The organism is Nocardia sp. NPDC052566 (assembly GCF_044547285.1).
In the GTDB taxonomy this organism is placed as follows: Bacteria; Actinomycetota; Actinomycetes; order Mycobacteriales; family Mycobacteriaceae; genus Nocardia.
The window spans coordinates 411,590-431,828 of record NZ_JBIUAF010000002.1 but is presented as its reverse complement, the minus strand read 5'-3'; the positions used below and the strand labels follow the sequence as shown (position 1 = coordinate 431,828).

The 20,239-nt window shown below is 66.0% G+C and carries 17 protein-coding genes; 14 read left to right on the top strand and 3 right to left on the bottom strand.

From position 1 onward, the window contains the following. Positions 1-58 precede the first annotated feature (58 nt). From ACIG5A_RS09315 to ACIG5A_RS09280, 8 genes are all read left to right on the top strand, one after another. Positions 59-2,593 carry a LuxR C-terminal-related transcriptional regulator gene (locus ACIG5A_RS09315; protein ID WP_397239625.1) on the top strand — a complete coding sequence of 845 codons (2,535 nt, stop codon included), beginning with the start codon at positions 59-61 and terminating at the stop codon, positions 2,591-2,593. A 54-nt stretch (positions 2,594-2,647) separates the two neighbouring features. Then, positions 2,648-3,022: an SHOCT domain-containing protein gene (locus ACIG5A_RS09310; protein ID WP_397239623.1), complete on the top strand. Its 375-nt coding sequence runs from the start codon at positions 2,648-2,650 to the stop codon at positions 3,020-3,022. A gap of 12 nt (positions 3,023-3,034) precedes the next feature. Next, positions 3,035-4,858 (top strand): glycoside hydrolase family 15 protein, encoded by a 1,824-nt coding sequence (locus ACIG5A_RS09305; RefSeq protein WP_397239621.1) that lies wholly within the window; start codon positions 3,035-3,037, stop codon positions 4,856-4,858. 69 nt (positions 4,859-4,927) lie between these two features. Then, positions 4,928-5,617: a TetR/AcrR family transcriptional regulator gene (locus ACIG5A_RS09300; RefSeq protein ID WP_397239619.1), complete on the top strand. Its 690-nt coding sequence runs from the start codon at positions 4,928-4,930 to the stop codon at positions 5,615-5,617. A 154-nt stretch (positions 5,618-5,771) separates the two neighbouring features. Further along, complete coding sequence (locus ACIG5A_RS09295) at positions 5,772-6,419, top strand: MspA family porin (protein WP_397239617.1); 648 nt, start codon at positions 5,772-5,774, stop codon at positions 6,417-6,419. A gap of 63 nt (positions 6,420-6,482) precedes the next feature. Beyond that, the gene (locus ACIG5A_RS09290; protein ID WP_397239615.1) at positions 6,483-6,767 is read left to right on the top strand and encodes a hypothetical protein; all 285 of its coding nucleotides are present in this window, start codon (positions 6,483-6,485) and stop codon (positions 6,765-6,767) included. Beyond that, positions 6,764-9,625, top strand: a complete 2,862-nt coding sequence (locus tag ACIG5A_RS09285; protein WP_397239613.1) for a glycohydrolase toxin TNT-related protein — start codon at positions 6,764-6,766, stop codon at positions 9,623-9,625. The genes ACIG5A_RS09290 and ACIG5A_RS09285 overlap by 4 nt, the downstream gene beginning before the upstream one ends. Beyond that, on the top strand, positions 9,622-10,170 hold the full coding sequence (locus ACIG5A_RS09280; RefSeq protein WP_397239611.1) for a hypothetical protein: 549 nt from the start codon (positions 9,622-9,624) through the stop codon (positions 10,168-10,170). The genes ACIG5A_RS09285 and ACIG5A_RS09280 overlap by 4 nt, the downstream gene beginning before the upstream one ends. Here ACIG5A_RS09280 and ACIG5A_RS09275 read toward each other — a convergent pair whose 3' ends face one another. The 3 genes from ACIG5A_RS09275 to ACIG5A_RS09265 form a co-directional block, all read right to left on the bottom strand. Continuing rightward, positions 10,171-11,811, bottom strand: coding sequence for an ABC transporter ATP-binding protein (locus ACIG5A_RS09275; RefSeq protein WP_397239609.1), 1,641 nt, complete (start codon positions 11,809-11,811; stop codon positions 10,171-10,173). 65 nt (positions 11,812-11,876) lie between these two features. After that, positions 11,877-13,649 carry an ABC transporter ATP-binding protein gene (locus ACIG5A_RS09270; protein ID WP_397239607.1) on the bottom strand — a complete coding sequence of 591 codons (1,773 nt, stop codon included), beginning with the start codon at positions 13,647-13,649 and terminating at the stop codon, positions 11,877-11,879. Between the two features lie 202 nt (positions 13,650-13,851). Next, complete coding sequence (locus ACIG5A_RS09265; RefSeq protein ID WP_397239605.1) at positions 13,852-14,025, bottom strand: hypothetical protein; 174 nt, start codon at positions 14,023-14,025, stop codon at positions 13,852-13,854. A 2-nt stretch (positions 14,026-14,027) separates the two neighbouring features. Here ACIG5A_RS09265 and ACIG5A_RS09260 point away from each other — a divergent pair, with 2 nt between their 5' ends. The 6 genes from ACIG5A_RS09260 to ACIG5A_RS09235 all read left to right on the top strand — a co-directional run bounded on the left by ACIG5A_RS09260 (position 14,028) and on the right by ACIG5A_RS09235 (position 20,112). After that, positions 14,028-14,384, top strand: coding sequence for a hypothetical protein (locus ACIG5A_RS09260; protein WP_397239603.1), 357 nt, complete (start codon positions 14,028-14,030; stop codon positions 14,382-14,384). Positions 14,385-14,979: 595 nt separating this feature from the next. Then, entirely contained in the window at positions 14,980-17,904 is a 2,925-nt protein-coding gene (locus ACIG5A_RS09255) for a hypothetical protein (RefSeq protein WP_397239601.1), read from the top strand. Between the two features lie 63 nt (positions 17,905-17,967). Continuing rightward, positions 17,968-18,447, top strand: a complete 480-nt coding sequence (locus ACIG5A_RS09250; protein WP_397239599.1) for a DUF6301 family protein — start codon at positions 17,968-17,970, stop codon at positions 18,445-18,447. Between the two features lie 256 nt (positions 18,448-18,703). Beyond that, positions 18,704-19,195: a DUF6301 family protein gene (locus ACIG5A_RS09245; protein ID WP_397239597.1), complete on the top strand. Its 492-nt coding sequence runs from the start codon at positions 18,704-18,706 to the stop codon at positions 19,193-19,195. A 100-nt stretch (positions 19,196-19,295) separates the two neighbouring features. Next, positions 19,296-19,781: a DUF6301 family protein gene (locus ACIG5A_RS09240; RefSeq protein ID WP_397239595.1), complete on the top strand. Its 486-nt coding sequence runs from the start codon at positions 19,296-19,298 to the stop codon at positions 19,779-19,781. Between the two features lie 151 nt (positions 19,782-19,932). Further along, positions 19,933-20,112: a ribbon-helix-helix domain-containing protein gene (locus tag ACIG5A_RS09235; RefSeq protein ID WP_397239593.1), complete on the top strand. Its 180-nt coding sequence runs from the start codon at positions 19,933-19,935 to the stop codon at positions 20,110-20,112. The last annotated feature ends 127 nt before the right edge of the window (positions 20,113-20,239 follow it).

Here is a 20,239-nt window from a genome sequence, read left to right as displayed (position 1 = left end):
GCCGACGCGGTTCCGGAATTCCGCTCGCCCGCCGATCCCCGCGTAATCGAGGAGACCGATGAATACGGAAACGCCACTGAATGCGATACCCGCTTTTTCGTTCACTCCGATCGCCCGCCCCGAGCTTTTCCAGCGGCTCGATGCCGCAGTGGCCACACCCGATGGCCGTGCGCTGCTGATCAGCGCGCCCGCGGGCAGCGGGAAGACCGTCCTGCTCGCCGATTGGCTCGCCGAACGCGGCCGCAGGCCCGGCCACGACCCGATCGTCCGATGGCTCACGGTGCAGGCGGGCAATGCCGGCGCCACCACCTTGCGCCCGGCACTGCGCGCCTGCCTCGACGATCTGACCGGCCTCGGTGATCAGACGAATAGCACAGCGGCACAACAGGACTCAGCACACTCCGAGCGTCCCGCGGTACTCGTCGTCGACAATGCCCATCTGATCACCGACCCGCCCGCGCTCGCCTACGTGGAATACGTGCTCGGCCAGCTGCCCCGGTCGGTCACCGCGATCCTGTCGGCGCGCTTCGCGCCACCGCTGCGCTGGTACACCATGGATCTGCCCGGCCGGACCACGCGGCTGGAATTCGCCGATCTCGCGTTCAGCGACACCAGGACGACCCAGCTCTGCGAGCAGCACGGCTGTCAGCTCACCGACGACGAGCTCGCCGCCGTCATGGAGTTGACCCACGGCTGGCCGACGCTGGTCCGCATCGCGGCACAGCACCTGAGCAGCCACCGGGACCGGTCGACCGCGCTGGCGACACTGGCCAGGAACCCGAGGGAGATCAGCGATTTCCTCACCACCGAATTCCTCGCCGGGCTGCCCGAACACGTCCGCCGATTCCTCGTCGACACCAGCGTGCCCACCGCGTTCACCGCCGCGCTCGCCGCCAGGCTGACCGGCCTCGAGGCGCATCAGATCCTGGACGGCCTGCTGCGCATCAACTTTCCGCTCGTCCACCGTGCGCGTGACGGCGAGCTCTGGTTCGGCTACCACCCGGTGCTGCGCAACCACCTGCTCGACGAGGCGCGGCGCGCGGCCGATCACGCGACGGTGCACCGGCACACCGCCGAGTGGTATCTCACCGCGAATATGCCGATGTCCGCGCTGCCGCACGTGCTCGCGGGATCCGGGCCCGAGCTGCCGGGCTTCCTGCGCACGGCCGCGTTGCGCATCGTGCTCGACGGCGACGGCCCCGCCCTGTTCCAGCGGCTCGAGCAGGCGGGCTCGCTTGCCGGTGACGATCCCTACCTGTGGTCGCTGCGCGCCGTCGACGCGCTGGAGCACCACGACATCACCGCGGCCATCGCGCATCTGGACCTGGTGTACGAATGCACCTCGGGCAACGGCAGCGTCGCGCCGCGCGGATGGGTCGTCCCGCTCGCGCTCGCGGCCACCGTTGGTGCCGCGCTCGCCACCGGCACCGGACTGCTCGAAATCCAGCTGCCAGAACGTATTCCGCTGACCGGGCAGCCCGATATCGATGCCTATGTGGCGATCCAGGTGGCGGCGGCGCTCGTCGCGGACGGCGATATCGATCGGGGTGAGCAGCAGTATCACCGCGGGCTCGCGCTGGCCGAGGGCTGCGGTAATCACCACCTCGTGCTGCGGGCCACCACCAGGCTCGCCCTCGTCGCCGGTATCCGCGGTGTGGTCTCGGTGCTGTGGGAGCGGGCCGACCGCGCCGCGCGCACCGCGGCCGAACATCACCTCGACGGCTGCGCCGATGCCGTTCAGGCGCGGGCACTTTCGGCCTACGCCGGCTACCTGCGCGGTGTCGACCGCCCGGACGGCGCGGCGCTGGCCACCGGCGACCGGTTCGCCGAGTTGATCGAATGCCTGCTTGTCTTCGACGCGGCCGAGGACAAGCGCTCGGTGTCGGACCGATTGCGCGCCAGTACGACTCAGCTGCTGCGTACTCCGCAGCTACCGCCTGCGGTCACCGATCTGCTGGTACCGCACGTGGTGCACGCGCTGCTGCAGGTACACGAAATACGCACCGTCCGGCTACTTCTCGAACAGGCGCAGGCGACATTGGGCGCCACCTCCGGTGTCACGCTGTCGCGGGCCGAACTGGCGGCTGCCGTCGATCGTCCCTCGGCCACATTGGATCTGGTCGCCCCGTTGCTCGAACAGTCGACGCCCGCACCGCCGCACGCCACCATCGGTTGGCTGCTCTCCGCCAATGCCCATGCCGGACTGGACAATCCACCGATGGCACGGGCCGCGCTGGACGCGGCGCTCGCACAGGCCGCCCCCGATCGCCTACTGCGGCCGTTCCTCGATCTGCCCGGCGCGATCGAACTGCTCGACACCCACTGCGGCACCTTCGGACCGCACAACGACCTGGCCGACAGCATCCGCCACCATCCGGGCGTGCGGCGCCACGCGAACGGTCCGCGCCTCACCGCGACCGAACTGACCGTGCTCAACCGGCTCCCCTCCGGGCGCACGGCCCAGCAGATCGCGGCGGACCTAGGGGTTTCGGTCAACACCGTGAAGACACACCTGCGCGGCATCTACGCCAAGCTCGGGACCAGTTCCCGTGCCGACACGCTGCAGCTCGCCCGGCGCACCGGACTGCTGTGATCTCATCCGCGGCGGGCGAGGAAAACCACGGGCGTCGGCGGCAGGGTTGGCGCCATGTCATTTTGGAACGTGATCGGCTACATCCTGCTGAGCTTCCTGTTCATCGCCTACCTGATCGTGCTGTTCGCGATCATCGCGGACCTGTTCCACGACCACGACACCTCCGGTTGGCTCAAGGCGCTCTGGGTTGTCTGCTTGATATTCCTGCCCTTCATCACCGCCCTGATCTATCTGATCGTGCACGGCACGGCCATGTCCGATCGGCGGGCGGCGGAGGCGTTGCGCTATCAGGTCGCCCAGGACGAGTACATCAGGAACGTCGCGCAGGTCGATACCGCGACCCAGATCGCCACGGCGCGAAAGCTACTCGATCAGGGTGCGATCACCCAGGACGAGTTCGACCAGATCAAGAACACCATGCTGCCCTGATCGGAGGCGCTCATGACCACCTATCCGCCGATCGCCGAACACGGGCTGATCGGAGATCTCCAGACCGCCGCACTGGTGGCCACCGACGGCACCATCGATTGGTTCTGCTGCCCGCGTTTCGACGCACCGAGCGTCTTCGGCGCGATGCTCGACGAGCGCCGCGGCGGGCACTGCCGCATCCAGCCCACCTCGCGGCCCTACCGGTGCAAGCAGATGTATCTGCCCGACACCGCCGTGCTCGTCACCCGCTTCATGACCGCCGAGGGCACCGGCGAGATCGTCGATTTCATGCCGCCCACCCCCGGACCCGGCGCCACCGGCAATCATCGGATCGTGCGGATTGTGCGCTGCGTGCGCGGGCGGATGACCTTCGACCTGGACATCATTCCCCGCTTCGATTACGGCCGCCGCCCGCACACCACGCGGATGAGCGAGCACGGCGCGGTCTTCGACAGCGGTGACCTCACGCTCACCCTGCACGTGGTGCGCGAGCCCGACGACGCGCGCCTGGCGCAGGTGCAGGTCGCCGAGAACGGGCACCTGTACGGATCGATCACGCTGGGCGCCGGGCAATCCCGCGGGATCGTTCTCGAATCCGCCGCGCCGGGGCCGCCGCACGCGATCAGAGCCGCCGAGATCGACGAAATGCTGGGTCGCACAGTGCGTTTCTGGCAGTCGTGGCTGGCCCGCTGCACCTATCGCGGCCGCTGGCGCGAGATGGTGTACCGCTCGGCGATCACGCTCAAGCTGATGACCTACGCGCCGACCGGCGCCATGGTCGCGGCGCCCACCGCCGGACTGCCCGAACAAATCGGCGGCGAACGGAATTGGGACTACCGCTACACCTGGATCAGGGACGCCTCGTTCACGGTGCATTCGCTGCTCGCGCTCGGATTCACCGAGGAGGCCGCGGATTTCGCGCACTGGCTGCGGGATCAGCGTCAGGGACAAGGCGATCCGCTGCAGCTGATGTATCGGGTCGACGGATCGACCGACCTGCACGAGCAGATCCTGTCGCACTGGGAGGGATATTGGGGCTCCGGTCCGGTGCGCATCGGCAACGAGGCGGCGGGCCAGCTCCAGCTCGATATCTACGGCGAACTGCTCGACAGCGTCTATCGCGCCGACCAGTGCGGTATCCGGATCGGCCATCGCGGCTGGCAGGACCTGACCAGCGTGCTCAATTGGCTGTCCGCGCACTGGGATCAGCCCGAGGAGGGTATCTGGGAAACCCGGGGCGGCCGTGCCGATTTCACCTACGGCAGGCTGATGAGCTGGGTCGCCTTCGATCGCGCCATCCGGCTCGCGACCGCGCACGCGCTGCCGGGCCCGATCGAGCACTGGCGCAGGCATCGGGACCGGATCTACGGCCAGCTGTGGGAGCGCGGCTGGAATCCGGTGCGGCGCGCCTTCGTTCAGCAGTACGGCTCCGAGGTGCTCGACGCGTCGCTGCTGCGGATGGTGAAGGTCGGCTTCGTCGCACCGCGCGACCCGATGTGGCTGTCCACGCTGGACCGGATCACCGAGGAGCTCGTCACCGACAGCCTGGTCTATCGCTACGACCCGGACGCCGCACCGGACGGCCTCCAGGGCAGCGAGGGCACCTTTTCCCTGTGCACCTTCGACTACGTCGACGCGCTCACCCGAGCGGGCCGCACCCACCAGGCCAGACTGGTTTTCGAGAAGATGCTGACCTACGCCAACCACCTAGGCCTCTACGCCGAGGAAATAGCCCTCACCGGCGAACAACTCGGCAACTTCCCCCAGGCCTTCACCCACCTCTCCCTCATCGATGCCGCTCTGACCCTGGACCGCGCGCTCGACGACTCCCGCTGAGTTGCCTGGACAGCCCTTGCCGTCGATGACGTCGTCCGTGGTGAGCCTGCCGTGGGGGAAGATGGTCGGATGTCCGGAGATGCGGTGCGCAAGGGAAAGGTCGGGCGGCCCGCGCGGTTGTCGCAGGAGGCCATCGTCGCGGCCGCCGATCGGGTGTTGCGTGCCGAGGGGTCGGACGGGCTGTCGATGCGGCGGCTGGCGAAGGAGCTCGGCAGCACGCCGATGGCGCTGTATCACCATGTGCGCGACAAGGACGAGCTCTTGCTGCTCGTGCTCGAGGCGCACGCGCGGCATATTCCGCGCCGCGTGTTCTCGGACGACCCGCGCGAGCGGCTGTTCGAAGCGGCGTGCACGCTCTACGAGGGTCTGTCCGAACGGCTCTGGATCATCGAAGTGCTCGCCTCCGACGCGCACATCGTGCCGACCGCCATGCCGATGGTGGAAGTGGTGATGGCGGCGGCGGTTTCATGCGGTTGCACCCCCGAACAGGCCGTCGATGTCTACCGCAGCATGTGGTATTACATCGTGGGCAGTCTCGTGATCCGCGCGAACCAGGAACGCAGCAAGGCACGCGCCGAGGGACCGCTCGCCAAGGACGACGCCCTGGCCCACCTCGGCAGCGCCGACCTCCCCACCATCGCCGCCATCGCCGACCGCTGGACCGAGCTGACCACGCGCGACACCCATCGCGCCGGTTTGGCGGCACTGGTGAACGGCCTGCTTCCGCCCCGCCCGTCACGCCAATTAGGTAGTCCCTGAATGGGTTTCGCGCGACGTGACAATGAACGTGACGCACGCCACATCAGGCGCGCTCGAGTGATGAGCGTCTCGATCACCTAGCGCCCGACTCCGAAGCATGCCAACCTGCATCATGTTTGCTGAAAGTTAACTAGATGTGGAGGGGGGCTTCGCGATGACGACGCGACCTACCATCGCCGCCGGTATCGGCATGCTGGCTGCGGTGTTGCTGATGGGTGTGTGGGCTGCGGGATCGGCGGGTGCGGATCCGATCGCCGACAAGTATCGCCAGGTCGTCACCCGCGATGGCTGGACCCTGTCGGTGTCCAAGACCGGTGAGACCCTGGATCGCTGGCCGAATCTGGCCGGTTCCCCGGTCAGCCGTGAGGGTTTCGTCAGCCTCGAAGCACTCGCCGAGATCACCGGCAGCGGCCGTCGGCCGGTCACCGCGGGCACCATCACCCTCGGATACCAGATCGGTTGCGCGGTCGATGTTTCCAACGGCCTCACCCTTGGTCTGGGATTCTCGATCGGCCCGAACGCCAGCGTCACGATCTCTCAGTTCCCTGGCGTGAACATCGGTGGGCAGGCATCGGTGAACCCGAACATCTCCACCACCCTCAAACCCGGCGCCATCGCCACCGTGCCGTTCGGTTCCAAACCCCTAGCCGAGTCACAGGGTTCGATCGCCGCGGGCCAAGTCGAAATCAAGGTCGACGCCTGCGCAGGCCCGGTCACCATCCGCTCCTTCGCCACCGCCGCGATCTCGACCCCGACCGCGGACAACAGCATCACCGTCTACGGCGACCCCATCTGGCTCTGATCCCTCGCACCCGCATGCCCCGGCAGGCGTGAATGCCAGGGCTCAGAAAGAAGAGGCACGACCATGAACGAGACCGCCGCCCCCGCGACCAACCGCACCGCCCAGCACGCCGCCACCGCCGAACCGATCAGCCCGACCACCGCCGCGATCGGCGCTACCGCGCTGGGTCTGCTGCTGTTGATCGTGGCGTTCGCGAACCTCAACCGGATGCCCGGATGGGCCGACGACTACGGCGCGATCCTGGTCTACCTGGCCTTCTTCCTCTTCATGTCCCTCGCCGGACGACTCACCTGGTGGGGCATCGACACCCTGCGCGACCAAACCAAGGCCCGCCGGAACCGCCGATGAACCCCCACCTCACCAGGCGCACCGCACTCACCCTCGCTATCACCGCCACCGGCCTCGGCCTCGGTTTCGCCGCGCTCACCGGCACACCGCACGCCACCGCCCAGGGCTACATCCCCTGCGAACAATGGCAGGCCATGCACCCCGGCTGGCCCTGCATCGACACCCCCCAACCACCACCGGGCGGCCCACCCACCCTGTCCACCCCACCGCCACTACCGTCACAAACCCCCGGCCAACCGGGTAACGGCGGCGGGATCGGCCCCGGAGCACTGGTACCGCCGCCCATCGCACCCGGCAACGGAACCCCCATCGTCCCGGCCCCCGGCGCCGAGACACCAGGCCTGCCGGGCAACCAGCCCCCAGCCGCGCCGGCGCCGGGAACAGTTGCACCACAACCAATCCCAGCCGCACCTCCGCAGCCAACCGAGACCCCGCCACTCGCACCGCAAGCAGCGGACACACCAACACCAATTCCGCCGGTGCCGACCACGACCGTGCCCACACCCTCGACTCCGACCGAATCCAAAGACCACAGCACGGCTGCCGAGCCCAGCGACGGCCCCGATCAACGAATCCCGTTGCTGCTGCTGGCCGGTGCCGCGGCATTCATCGCACCCGCATTCCGACCGCGCAACGCCGCCGCATCCCACCAACTGACGATCACCAAGCCATGGGGCGGCGAACAGACCTTCATCCTGATGACCGATCCCGCCGCGCCACGGACATACCGCTTCCCGCAACAGGTCCCGCCGGGTGGGCAGCTACGCAAGAACCCCGACGGGTCGGTCGACGTGCTCGACGCGGAGGGGCAGATCATGTCCCACACCAAGGCGCCATGGGCCTATGACGCGCTAGGCCGCCCGGTACGCACCTGGTACGAGACCGATGGTGACACGCTCGTGCAACACATCGAGCCGGACGCCGACAGCGCCTATCCGATCCTCGCCGACCCGGATACCGATCCGTTCGGCAAACCGGACGTGACCGGACGCCAAGAGGGGGATACCTGGACGACGCAGCTGCCCGATGGCCGCACGGTCACCAACCACATCCCGATGGGCAACGGCACCCAAACCGTCGACCAGACCATCCCCGACGGCAAGGGCGGCCTCACCAATTCCCGCATCACCGAAAACGGCCAGGGCGGTTACCAGCGCTGGAACGATGACAGCTCGGGGACCGCGTCCTACTCGTCGAAGGACACATCCGACACCGCGGTGTACGGGCAATCGTTCGACAAGGGCGCCTCGACCTCGGGTACGCCGAGTCATGAATGGGGCGCCAGTTCCGACTACCAGCACACCGCGACACCCACCTACGACGGCAACGGCAACCAGACCGGTGTTGTCTACGGCGACCAGCGTTCCGATGGGTACTGGAACAGCGCGGTGCGCGACAACCAGGGCAACACCACCTATCTCAACGGCGGATCGGACGGCGAAGGCGGCATCACCAATACGGTGACCGGTCAAGTCAAAAACGACGGAACCGGTTGGCGCACATTGGAAGACGGCCGCAAGGTCGAGGTGTATACCGATGGGAACGACAACCCCGTCATGGTCACCAGCGATCCCAAGACCGGTCACCAGTCCTACCGGTATCTCGAGGACGGGATCGTTCAGGAGAACGCCTTCGACAAGGAAGGCCGGTGGATCGGACATACCGAATACCGTTCGGACGGAACCACTTACGAGTGGACCCGAACCGCACAGGGCGATACCTGGACGACACGTAATCCCGACGGTACGGGGAAAGTGGTCTTCGACAGTGTCAACGGGACGATCTTCACCACCACGCTGAACGCCGACGGTTCCGGCAAGACCACGGGCAACGACGGGTCCTGGCAGAGTTTCGACCGCTCGGGTCGTATCACCGACGGTGCAGGGCCGACCGATACTCGTTCGGGCCCGAAGAAATTCGCGGACGGTGTGGGACGGGCCGCCGACAGCGCCGGATCACTGTTCGGGCTGGGCAGCCACGGTGTGGCCGAATCCTGGCAGGGGCTCGGCTATGGCACCTACCGAATCCTGTCCTACCCGTTCCGCGCCGCCCAGGAATCGGCGTACGCCGCCGCGACCTACAACCCGGTCACCGGAACGGGCTACCAGTACAACCCACAGGCCGATCTCTACGAGACCATCCCGCAACTCGACCCGAATCGGTGGGCAGCCGACCCATGGGGAATGGCGGGCGAGCTCACCTTCGACGCCACGGTAGGCATCGCGACGTCGAAGATACCGATCAAGATCCCGGGCAAATTCGGCGGAACCGGGAAACCTTCCGGCGGCTATACGCTGTCGGACCTACCCGACACGAAGGCGTTACCCCCCTACGCTCAGCCGCGACCGGACCTCATCGACCCGAAGGTCCCGCCCGGGGTGATCCCCTCCGACTACCGGCCGTACGGGACGCTGTCACCGGAAGACTTCGCCGGGAAATACTGGGACCCAAGTGTTCCAGCCCCCAAATATGCACCGGACAGACCAGGAGCATGGAACTATCCGGAAAAGAACGGGTTCGAACTAGCGCCGAGCGGGGACCCGATCATCATTGATCCGGACTACAGGCCCGCGCCCGGCACCCAGTTCGACAGATTCGGCAACGAGTTCGGCCGGTACCTGGCGCCGAAGGACAGCCCATTCGGCGACCGCGCGCTTCCGCCGAACTCACTACAGGAGCCCTACCATAGCTACGAGGTAACGAATGTGCCGTTACCCGCGGATTGGACGCTGCAGCTCGGTCGGGTGGCACCGGGCTTCGAGCAGGCCGGCGGCGGATTGCAGGTATACATTATTCCGCCATCGACTTTCAGCGGTCCGGTGCTCGCAGAATTGAGAAGGATAGGATTTCTGAAATGACACAGCCGGGTACGGGCGGTCCAGAGTCGGTGACCGACGGTCAAGTGGTACTCCTGGCCGAGGCCATGGACTACTGGCTGAGCGAATACTCCTCCCGCGCACTGGAGTTCGGTTGGTTCATGCCGATCCGTTGGAACGACGGCAGTGTCGTGGTCGGTCGGTACGGTGAGGTCGGATACTCCATTGCGGCGGTGCCCGGCGGGTACACCGTTACCGAATCCGTTCCGCGCGAAGGGGATCGACAGCCTTCGTTCTACAGCCGCTACGAGGACGCGGTGAAAGCGGTCGTATTCATCGTCGGCACCATGTTCCGCGACCGCACCGGTATGGCGCCGCTGTTGAACTGGTACAACGAGGTAGCCGACGGGGTGCGCCGCGAACCGATCGACAGCGACTCGGCCCGCTATGTGCTCGAACGCGATCCGGATGCCTACTATGTCGGGGGAATCGGTCCGGGCGTGCGGCTGAGTCGTATCCTCACGATGACCATCACCCAGTTCAACGACGCGATTCGGGACGATCCCGGCCGGCGCCCGAACGGATAGCTATTCGCTCGGCGCCATGGCGAGATGCCAGAAATCGGTGTAGCGGCCGCCACGGCGCAGCAGTTCGTCGTGGCTGCCCTGCTCGACGATCCGGCCGCCGTCGAGAAAGACGATGTGATCCGCCCGCCGGACGGTCCGCAGCCGATGCGCCACCAGCACCACGGTCCGCCCCGCCATCAGGCGCTCGACGCCCTCGTGGACGGCCGCCTCGTTGACCGGGTCGAGCGCCGAGGTCACCTCGTCCAGCAGCACGATGGGCGCGTCCTTCAGCAGTGCCCGCGCGATCGAAACCCGTTGGCGCTCACCACCCGACAGCAGCGCGCCACCCTCGCCGACCTTCGCCGCCCAACCGCCGGGCAGCCGCGCGATCACCTCGTCCAGCCGCGCCGCGCTCGCCGCCGCGCGCACTTCGGCCTCGGTGGCATCCGGACGGCCGAGCCGCACGTTCTCCTCGATCGTGCCGTCGAAGAGATAGACGTGCTGGAAGACGATGGCGATCTGCGCCATCAGCACCTCGGTACTGATCGCGCGCACATCGACGCCGCCGATCCGCACCGCGCCCGCGTCCACGTCGTAGAACCGGGCGAGCAACTGCAGCAGGGTGCTCTTGCCCGCACCCGACGGTCCGACGACGGCCAGCCGCTGCCCCTGCGGCACGGATAGTGACAGGTGGTCGAGCACCGTGCGATCGCCGTGCCGGAAGCCGACGGATTCGAACGCGAGGTCGTGGCGGTCCGGGCGGATCGGTGCGCTCGGCTCCGGCAGCGGCGGGGTGCGCAGCACCGTATCGAGCCTGGCCAGCTCGGCGCGGGCGCCGCGCAGTTTGCCGCCGACATCCGACAGCGAGAGCAGCGGGTCGGCGCACCGTGCTGCCAGCACCAGGATCGCCAAAACCTCTGCCGCGCCGACACTTCCGCCGATCGCGAGGTATGCGCCCAGTGCCAGCAGCGCGGTGAAGATCGCCTGCACCGTGAGCGTGAGGCCCAGCACGCCGGGCAGTGACGACAGCGTCGAACGCCGCGCCGCGCGCTGGAGTCCGGACAGCGCGTCGTCGAGCAGCCCGAAGCGTTCGGCGCCGCGGCCACCGACCCGCAGCACCGGCTGGACCTGGAGATACTCGATGACTCGCGCGGCGGCCTCGTCGTTGCGCACACTGTGCTCCGCGTCGGTGGCGGCCATCGCACGGCCGGTCCACAGCTGAATCGCCGCCACGATCGGCGCAGCGGCCAGGGCGGCCAACCCCAGCTGCCAGTTGTACGCCAGCATGACGACGACGATCGTCAGCGGTGTCACGCTGGCGAAGATCAGCGGCGCCATCAGGTGCGCGACCACGCTCATCGCCTGGAGGACGCCCTGACTGCCGAGCACCGATACCTCCCCGACCCGGCCTGCGGTGTACCAGCCGATCGGCAATCGGGCCAGGTGATCACCCAACCGGTGGTAGAGACCGCGCAATCCCGCACCCGCGTCCCGGAATCCGGACAGATCGCTGCGGTAGCGCAGCACCGCGTAGACCGCGAACGCGGCGCAGAACGCGAGCAGCGCGGGCCAGGCGTCGGCGGGTGTGGTCCCGAACAGCGCGCGCAGCACCGGAACCAGCAGCGCGTAGGACAGCCCTTCGGCGATCGCGGTGATAGTCATCAGTGTCACCGTGCGGCGGATCGGCCCTGCGTACTCGCTTCCGAGCACCTGTAACAGCATGCGAATCATCGGAGTTCGTCTCCCTGTGTCCGGTGCGACCGCCAGAAGGCGGCGAACTTTCCGTTGTGCGTGAGTAATTCGGCGGGCCTGCCGCGCTCGACGATCACCCCGTCCTCCAGGACGACGACGGTGTCGGCGTCCGCGATCGTCTCCATGCGGTGGGCGATGAGCAGGATCGTCCGGTCCGCCGACAGCGTCGCCAGCGCGACACGCACCGCCCGCTCGGTCTGCGGGTCGGCGAAGGCGCTCGCCTCGTCGAGGACGAGCACGGGTGCGTCGGTGAGCAGTGCGCGCGCGATCGAGATCCGTTGCGCCTCACCGCCGGACAGCTCGGCGTCCACCCCGATCACCGATTCGTAGCCGTTCGGCAGCTCGAGTATCCGATCGTGGATATTCGCGAGCCTGGCCACCCGGACCACATCGCCGAGATCGGCGTGCGGTACCGCGAGCGCGATATTGTCCGCGACGGACGCGCGCAGCAGGCGAACATCCTGGAAGACGAAGGCGACCTTGCGGTAGAGCTCGCGGCTGCCGAGTTCGCGCAGATCGACACCGCCGAGCAGGACCGCGCCGCTGGCCGGATCGAAGAAGCGCGGCAAAAGCTGTACCAGCGTGGACTTTCCGCTGCCGGAGGGCCCGACGATCGCGGTGATCGTGCCCGGTTCCAGCACCAGGTCGATTCCGCGCAACACCTCGTGCTCGGCGTCGTAGCCGAAGCGAACGTCGCGTAGCTCGACCCGATGCCCGTGCGCCGGGACCGGGTGCGCCGGTTCCGGAAGTGGCCGCACCGCAAGCACTTCCCTGATCCGGCCGACCGCGCGCCTGGCGGCCTGCACCTCGTCGAAGCCGTGGCCGAGCGCCGCGACCGGGGCCGTGATACCGAGCCCGAGCAACAGAAACGGCAGCAGGTCCACCGCGGCCATCGAACCGTTCGTGATCAGGACCGTGCCGCCGATCAGCACGACAACCAGGACGAACGGCGGTGACAGCACCAGCGCGAGGCCCGCGGCCGGTCCGGAAAGACCCATCGCCCAGCGCAGGAAGTTGTCGGTGAAATCGTCGGCGGCCGCGCGGAATTCGCGATGGGCGCGGTCACCGCCGCCGAACGCCTTGACCACCGCGATGCCCTGCACGAATTCCACTGCGGCGCTGGAGATCCGCTCCATGGCCGCGTCCAGCTCCACCTGTTCGCGGTTGCGCTTCGGTGTCATCATCAGCGGGATCAGCGCGACCGCGAGCAGCACCGGGATCATGGTGATCAGGGCAAGCCGCCAGTCGACGGTGAACAGGTAGCCCAGCGAGACCAGCGGCACCACGAACGCGGCGACGAGTTCGCCCGGGGTGTGGGCGATGAGCGGATGCACGGTGTTCACGTCCTGCCCGACCACCTTGGCCAGTTCGCCGGTCCGCCGCCGGGAGAACCAGCCGATCGGCGCGCCGCCCAGCCGCGCGGCCAGTTGTCTGCGGAACGACAGCTGCACTCGGCCGTCGAGCAGGTGCCCGACTCCCGACGACGCGGCCGTGAACACCAGCCGCACCAGTAGCCCGATCGCTCCGATCAGCACCACCGTCCAGACGTGGCCGTGATCGATCGGGCTGGGCGACAACAGAGTTCGCCCCAGTTCGACGACCGCGAGCAGCGGCGCCAGTCCCGCGAGCGCGCCGATGACCTGCAGCAGGACAACGGCGCCGAAGCCCGGGGCGAAGGGGCGCAGCAATGCCGTGACGCTCGGCGGCGCGGACCGCTCCCCCGCCTCGGCAAGGTCGATGGTGCTCATCGCTCTCCTGATTCTTTTTCGTACGCGTACAGGAAAGGTACCTCGAGCCCGGCGGGCGTCGCCACACCCGAACGGCGACTAGCGCACATTCGTACACTGTCCAACTAGGCGATCCGGGTCGAGGATGCGGTTTACGCCGTATTACCAACGGATTCGACGACAGAAATTCCATATGCGCCCAGCAGCCACGAGCACGGCGATGTCACATAGTCGCCAGAATTTTCAGCAACTTCTCCGAGATGCGCACGCGGCCAGGACTTTCCAGGTAATCGTGGCTTACAACACGTTTAGCGCTCAGGTTTGCCAATAAAGCAATCGCATCGCTACCGTCACGACTAATCCGGGCATTTCCGGGAAAGACCTCGAGGAAGATCACCGGTGGCGAAACCGAGCAGCACCCGCATCGTCGTATTGGCCGTCGTCGCCGTCGCCGCACTGGCCGGGATCTCGATCGCCGCGTTCGTCCTCACCCGCGCCGACGAGCCTGCCCACTCCGGCCCCGACGCCTCCTACGTGGACGCGCTCAAACAGCGTTCCGACGCCGACACCATCGGCACCAACGCGATCGCCGACACCGAACTACTCTCCCTCGGCCGCACCATCTGCCAGCGCACCGACCTCACCACCGAAGACGGCCGCACCGAAGCCGAGCGCTACCTGGCCGACCACGGCATCCTCACCCCCGCGGGCCAAATAGAAATCCGCGCCGCCGCCAAAACCTACCTCTGCCCCTAAGCGCGCCGCACCCTGCAACCATGCGCTGAACCGCTAACCCGAAAAGGCCTTCTACCAGCGCTGTTCACTACTTCTTCGCAATCTGTCACAGTGCTCGGCGATAGGCTACAAGCCGTCAGAGATGCCAGCTCATGTATGCAGGGCTTGACATGCTGCCACGCTTGGTGAAGCTTTCTGCAGCGCCAGAGGTGCGCCCTCATCCCGATATCTCCGGGATTCCCCTCATTTGCAGGACTTTTGAGGTCATTGTTTCGTGGCCTCGGCCACTCCCCGAGACCGAGGTCACGAAGGTTCGCGCACCAGGACGTTCCCTCGCCCTGTGGCGTCCTGTCTGACGCGCCTCCGAAACCTCTTCAAGGTCAACGACTAGCGGGTCAGCGTCGGTCAGACACTCGCCCCAGCTGATCGTGTCGCGGCGACACCGTTGGTTGTCCGGCGGATGCCGCGGGTCTGTTGTCGCCTGCTGGCACCGACCATCCCACCCCTGAAAAGCCAAGTGCCGCACTCGTTCCTCCGGATCGAGTGCGGCACTTGCTGTTTCCGTCATCGACCGTCCTCAGGGCGGCTTTCTGTACGAAAGATCGAGGTATCCATCGTGGCCCCCAGAGACCCCGTCTACGGACCGTCGATCGCTGAAAGTCAAGGCAAGCCACGACAGGAACCTGCGCCGACGAAGCCGGACGGGCCCAAGGCGCTGACTCCTGAGCAGCAACGGATGGCCCAGGGCCTGGGTTTGTTGCCGCCCAACCAACTTCAGCAGCCACAGAAGCCAGGTCCGGCGAGCTTGCCCGATGTGGTCGCGCTGGTCGACAGCGGTCCGGCCAAGGATGGGCAGACTCTGACCCTGCCGAGCGGTATGACCATGCAGAACGAGTCGGTACCGTTGGCGAACGGGTTGACCGGCGAGCAAACCACCGTCACCGTGCCGGGCGCGAAACCTTCTCGGTCGCAGCCGAATGTCGCCTATTCCCCTCAGCAGTTGGCCGGTTACTTCGCAACTGACTCGAAATACAGTCCCGAGCAACGCGATCGCGATATCGCGCTGGTCAATCAGACCGTCTCGGGCTCGCAAACCATAGAGAGCGCCGACACGCTCGCCCGCGCGAAGGCGGACGCGGCCAACCGGCTCAACAGCCACTGGAACCAGGGCGCTCTGCCGAGACTGGCCGACGGCACCACCGTCTTGCCGGGGCCGGGCTACAACGCGGTCCAGTTGGTCAACGACCTGTCGCTGGCCAACACCACAGGTCCGCTCGACAAGCGCAGCGAACAACTCCGAAAAGACGCGCAAACTCGGCTCGGCCTGCACGCCTACACCAAACAGAACCAGGACGAAGACCAGTTCGCGGCCAGCCTGCAGTATTCCGCACACGAGGATCCGGCCCGCCAAGCCGAAGTCAACCGGCTACTGGCCCTTGGTGTTCCCGCCGACGAAGTGCAGACCGTCGTGTGGCGCAACGCCTTCGAGGCCCGTGACCGCCTCGAGCGCAGCAGCACCCCGCTATTGCCACCGGACCAGGCCAAAGCCCTCGGCAGCACCCCGAAGCTCTACGGCACCGACCCACGACGCCCCTCTGTCACCGACAACTCCCCCTACATCAACCCCAACCACAAATTCAACGAAGTCGACTTCCGCAACTTCCTCGGTGAGATGACCGGCCTCACCAACCTCGCCGAAGGACTCGAGACCGGCAACTTCGGCCGAGCCGCCTGGGGCGCGGCGTGGGCCACGGTGACCCTGGTCCCCGGCGCCGACATCGCCATACTGTCCAACCTCGGCAAAGGCATCGGCACAGGCGCCCGCTGGGTCGGCAACAAAGCCCTCAGCGAAGCCGAATTCGCCGCACTCACCGACGCCGAGCGCGCCGCACTCAACACCGAGCGCGCTGGCACCCTCTACCACCCCTGGGACACCGGAAACTCCCTCCACGTCCCCAACCCCGCCCGTCCCTACGAAGTCGCACCTGGCGCAGGCATCCGCACCGGTGAAGGCGGCACACCCGCCATCCTCGACTACCCCAAACCCAATGAACTGCCATGGAACACACGCGAGGGCATACCGGTTCCCACCGCGCCGCAGGTCAAGGTGCCACCACCCCGGGGACCCAGCAACAACCCGTGGAACCGACCTCAGCCCGACGGAGTTCTCGGTCCCGGCCTAGATCCCTTTCCACTCGGGCCACAGCGTCCCCGCAACCAGATCCCACAGCGCGGACCCGGCCAGCACGGCAGCGGTGGACAGGCAGAGCCGGGGGCAACCGGTGCGGTGCCCGCCAAGTTCGAGTTGCCCCCACTACCGCCAGGCAAGACCGTGCCCCCGGGTATCGACCGCAGAATCGACAGCCTAGGTCGCGTGTTCTGGCAAGACGCGAAAACAGGCAATCGGGTCCCGAAACCGGAGTGGGACAGCGCGTCCTCCGCCGTCGTCATGCGCGGAAAGCTCAAGGACGAATCCATTGATGCCCTCACCGTCACGGATTTACCTGCCCAAGTGCGATCTAGGCTCGGCGAATTGGACGCAATGCAGGGCGCCGCGAAGGCAGCCCGTGATCGGCATCTATCCGACCTCGACGCATTGATCAAATCCCGGGACCTGAAACTCAAGATGCCTGACGGCACATGGCGAGACGTCGAGATCAAAGACCTCTCACGGTCGAAGCTCGACGATACCGTTGAGAACTTGCAGGTTTCCGGTCGCCTCGCGCCAAATGATGTAGCTACCGCGAGACTTGAGCAGCTGGCCGGCGATGTCACTGAAGAGAAGGGGAGAATCACCGCACTGTCTGAGGCCAGGGGCGAGATCGGCGGCGACTACTACGTCGAGAATGTCGCCAAGATGGAGATCATATACCGAGGTTCGAGAGGATATACCGCGGACCGGGTCGCCATCGCCACGGCACCGGACGGCACCAAACGCATCGTCTTGCTGGAGTACAAGGGCGGCAAGGCACCGAACAGTTTCAGCACCCGGCAAGTCGATATAGGGGGCGGGAACAAGCTGGACTTCGAGCAGGGCACCCTGCCCTACGCTCAGGATGAGTTCCTGCGCCCGGAGTCAGGTCCCATGGCAGCACTGGAGAAATATGATCCCGCCCTGGCGAAGCAATTGCGCGAAGGAACACAGGACTTCGACTACATGGTGGTCCACACCGAACCAGGGACCGGAAAGATCACCTCCTACGCAGTCGATCCGCAAACCGCGAAGGAGTTCACCCTCGCACAACCTAAACCGTCCGCCAGCGGATCACCCGTCGCAGCGACGCCAATCGCCCAGAGCATTTCAACGCCTTTGTCGTGGATCGGCGATCTGGCTGCGCCGGGCTTGAACAACCTCAACAGCTGGGCAACGGTCGCCATCCCGGCTGTCGTCGGGCCCCTGATCCCACTGTGGACACGGGGGAACAGCAACAAGATCGATGAGTCGGTCGTGGTAAATATCCGGATCCCAGCAGCGGATCCGGGGCAGCCCAGCGCTCGAGAACTTGCCGCGACGACGGGATATGGAGCCCATCTGTGGTGAGCGCCCAACCTAGACTGCCGGTCTCACGTCTCGTCCGACCAGAGCAGAAAGTAGCCTACGCACATGCATGCCGACATCGAGGGCGCGATCCGTATCGCCCGTCTCGCCGCGCAGTTCAACTGGACCGGCACGATCGACGACGTCGAACCATTCTGCGCCACAGCCGGATGGGAAATCCTCCACGAAGAGGGCAAGATCCCCGTCATCCAGACCAACCTCACCGTGAACCGACCCCTCGCCACCATCCACCAGCGCAAGCAGCGGATGAATTACCTGTCGATCTACGTCACCGACGCCCCCGCCCCCGATTTCATACCTCTAGAAATCGAATCTGAGTTGCGAGGTCACTTCACCGATCTGGGCCGAGCGTTGACCGAAACATTAGGCGGACCGACGCATGACAACGCCGACAACGTCCTCCGGTGGGACCTGGGCGAGATCGTCATTCGATCAAAGAAAGGGATCGGAGCGGTCTATATCGACTTGGTAGGCCGCCAATACCAGGCCGAACTCGACGAGCCTGACCCCGAAGACGAGGAGTGACAAGCGCACGCCCGCGATCGAAAGGCCAGCCGCGACAAGCACATTCGCCCTGTTGTGGGCGCCAGGCAACAGCAACAAGCTCGACGAATCGGTCGTAGTCAATATCAATGTCCCAGCAGCAGACACCGGGCAACCCAGCGCCCGAGAAGCCGCCCTGGTAGCGGGATACGGAGCCCACCTCCTATAGACACCAGGCTCTCTCGAAATCTCCGACTCCGACATCGTCGGCCTTCTGAGCAGAAAGTAACCTACACGCATGCATGCCGATACCGAGGGCGCGATCCGTATCGCCCGTCTCGCCGCGCAGTTCAACTGGACCGGCACGATCGACGACGTCGAACCATTCTGCGCCACAGCCGGATGGGAAATCCTCCACGAAGAGGGCAAGATCCCCGTCATCCAGACCAACCTCACCGTGAACCGACCCCTCGCCACCATCCACCAGCGCAAGCAGCGGATGGACTACCTGTCGATCTACGTCACCGACGTCGCACCCCTCGACCTCATACCCCTTGAAGTCGAACCTGAAATGCGAGCGCACTTCACCGATCTGAGCCGAGCGTTGACCGAAATATTAGGCGCGCCAACACGTCACGACATCGATATCGACGTCGATGAAACACTCCGATGGGACCTACCCAAGATCGTAATTCAATTGGTCAGGAGCCTCCGCGCGGTTTATATCGACCTGGTCGGCCGCGAACATCAGGCCGAGCTGGACGAACCTGAACCCGAAGACGAAGACTGACCAACAGGAGATGGCAGGTCGACAGATAAACTGCGACAAAGCACATTCGCCTGGTTAACCATCGCCTCGGCCGACCCGAATAGAAAAGCAACCTACACGCATGCATGCCGATATTGACGGTGCGGTTCGGATCGCTCGTCTCGCCGCCGAGTTCGACTGGACCGGGAAGGTCAATGACCTGGAACCCTTTTGTGCGGCGGCGGGGTGGGAACTTGTCCAGGGAGAGGACATATCTCCTTGGATCCGTACCGATTTCGCGGTCAACAGTCCCGTCGCCCCAGTCCATCTGATGAAACGGCAGATCGATCTGGTATCGATCTACGCCACCGATCTCGCCGATCCCGAGGCACCGTACACCCTCGTCGAACGCGAGGTGAATGACTGCTTTGTCGAACTGGGCCAAGCGTTGACCGACACCCTCGGCACGCCGACACGCCGCGAAGCAGGTGATGACGCAATGCTCGGGTGGGACCTGCCGAAGATAGTCATCCGATTGACGGCCAGCGACGCTATCGTCGTGCTGGAACTGGTCAGCCGCCAATACCAGGCCGAACTCGATGAATATCGCGAAGAGGACGACGACTGACAGCGCTGCGATGCGTGTGCCGATGCATGCCGACGTTGACGGTGCCGTTCGGATCGTGCGTCTCACCGCCGAGTTCGACTGGACCGGGAAGGTCGATGACCTGGATCCCTTTGTGCCGCGACTGGCCTAGGCACGTCGTACCCTGCGTCCTGTGAAGTCCAAGGCGACCGTATATCTCGAGCCCGAGCAAGCGGCACGTCTGAAGCAGGCCGCAGCAGCGTCCGGCCGATCCGAAGCCGATCTCATCCGAGAAGGAATCGACCTCGTCTTGCTGTGCACGCACACGATGCGCCGCACCCGACCCTGGCCATCATTCGACTCCGGCGGCTAAGGGTCTGAACCGAAGTCGTCGCCGAGCAGTTCCTCACTCGTCGCTCCGTAGGCGGTCCCGTCTCCCTCGGCACTGCCGAACCACTCGGGCGGCCAAGTCCCTGTCGGCTCTTGGCGCTCAGCGCTCA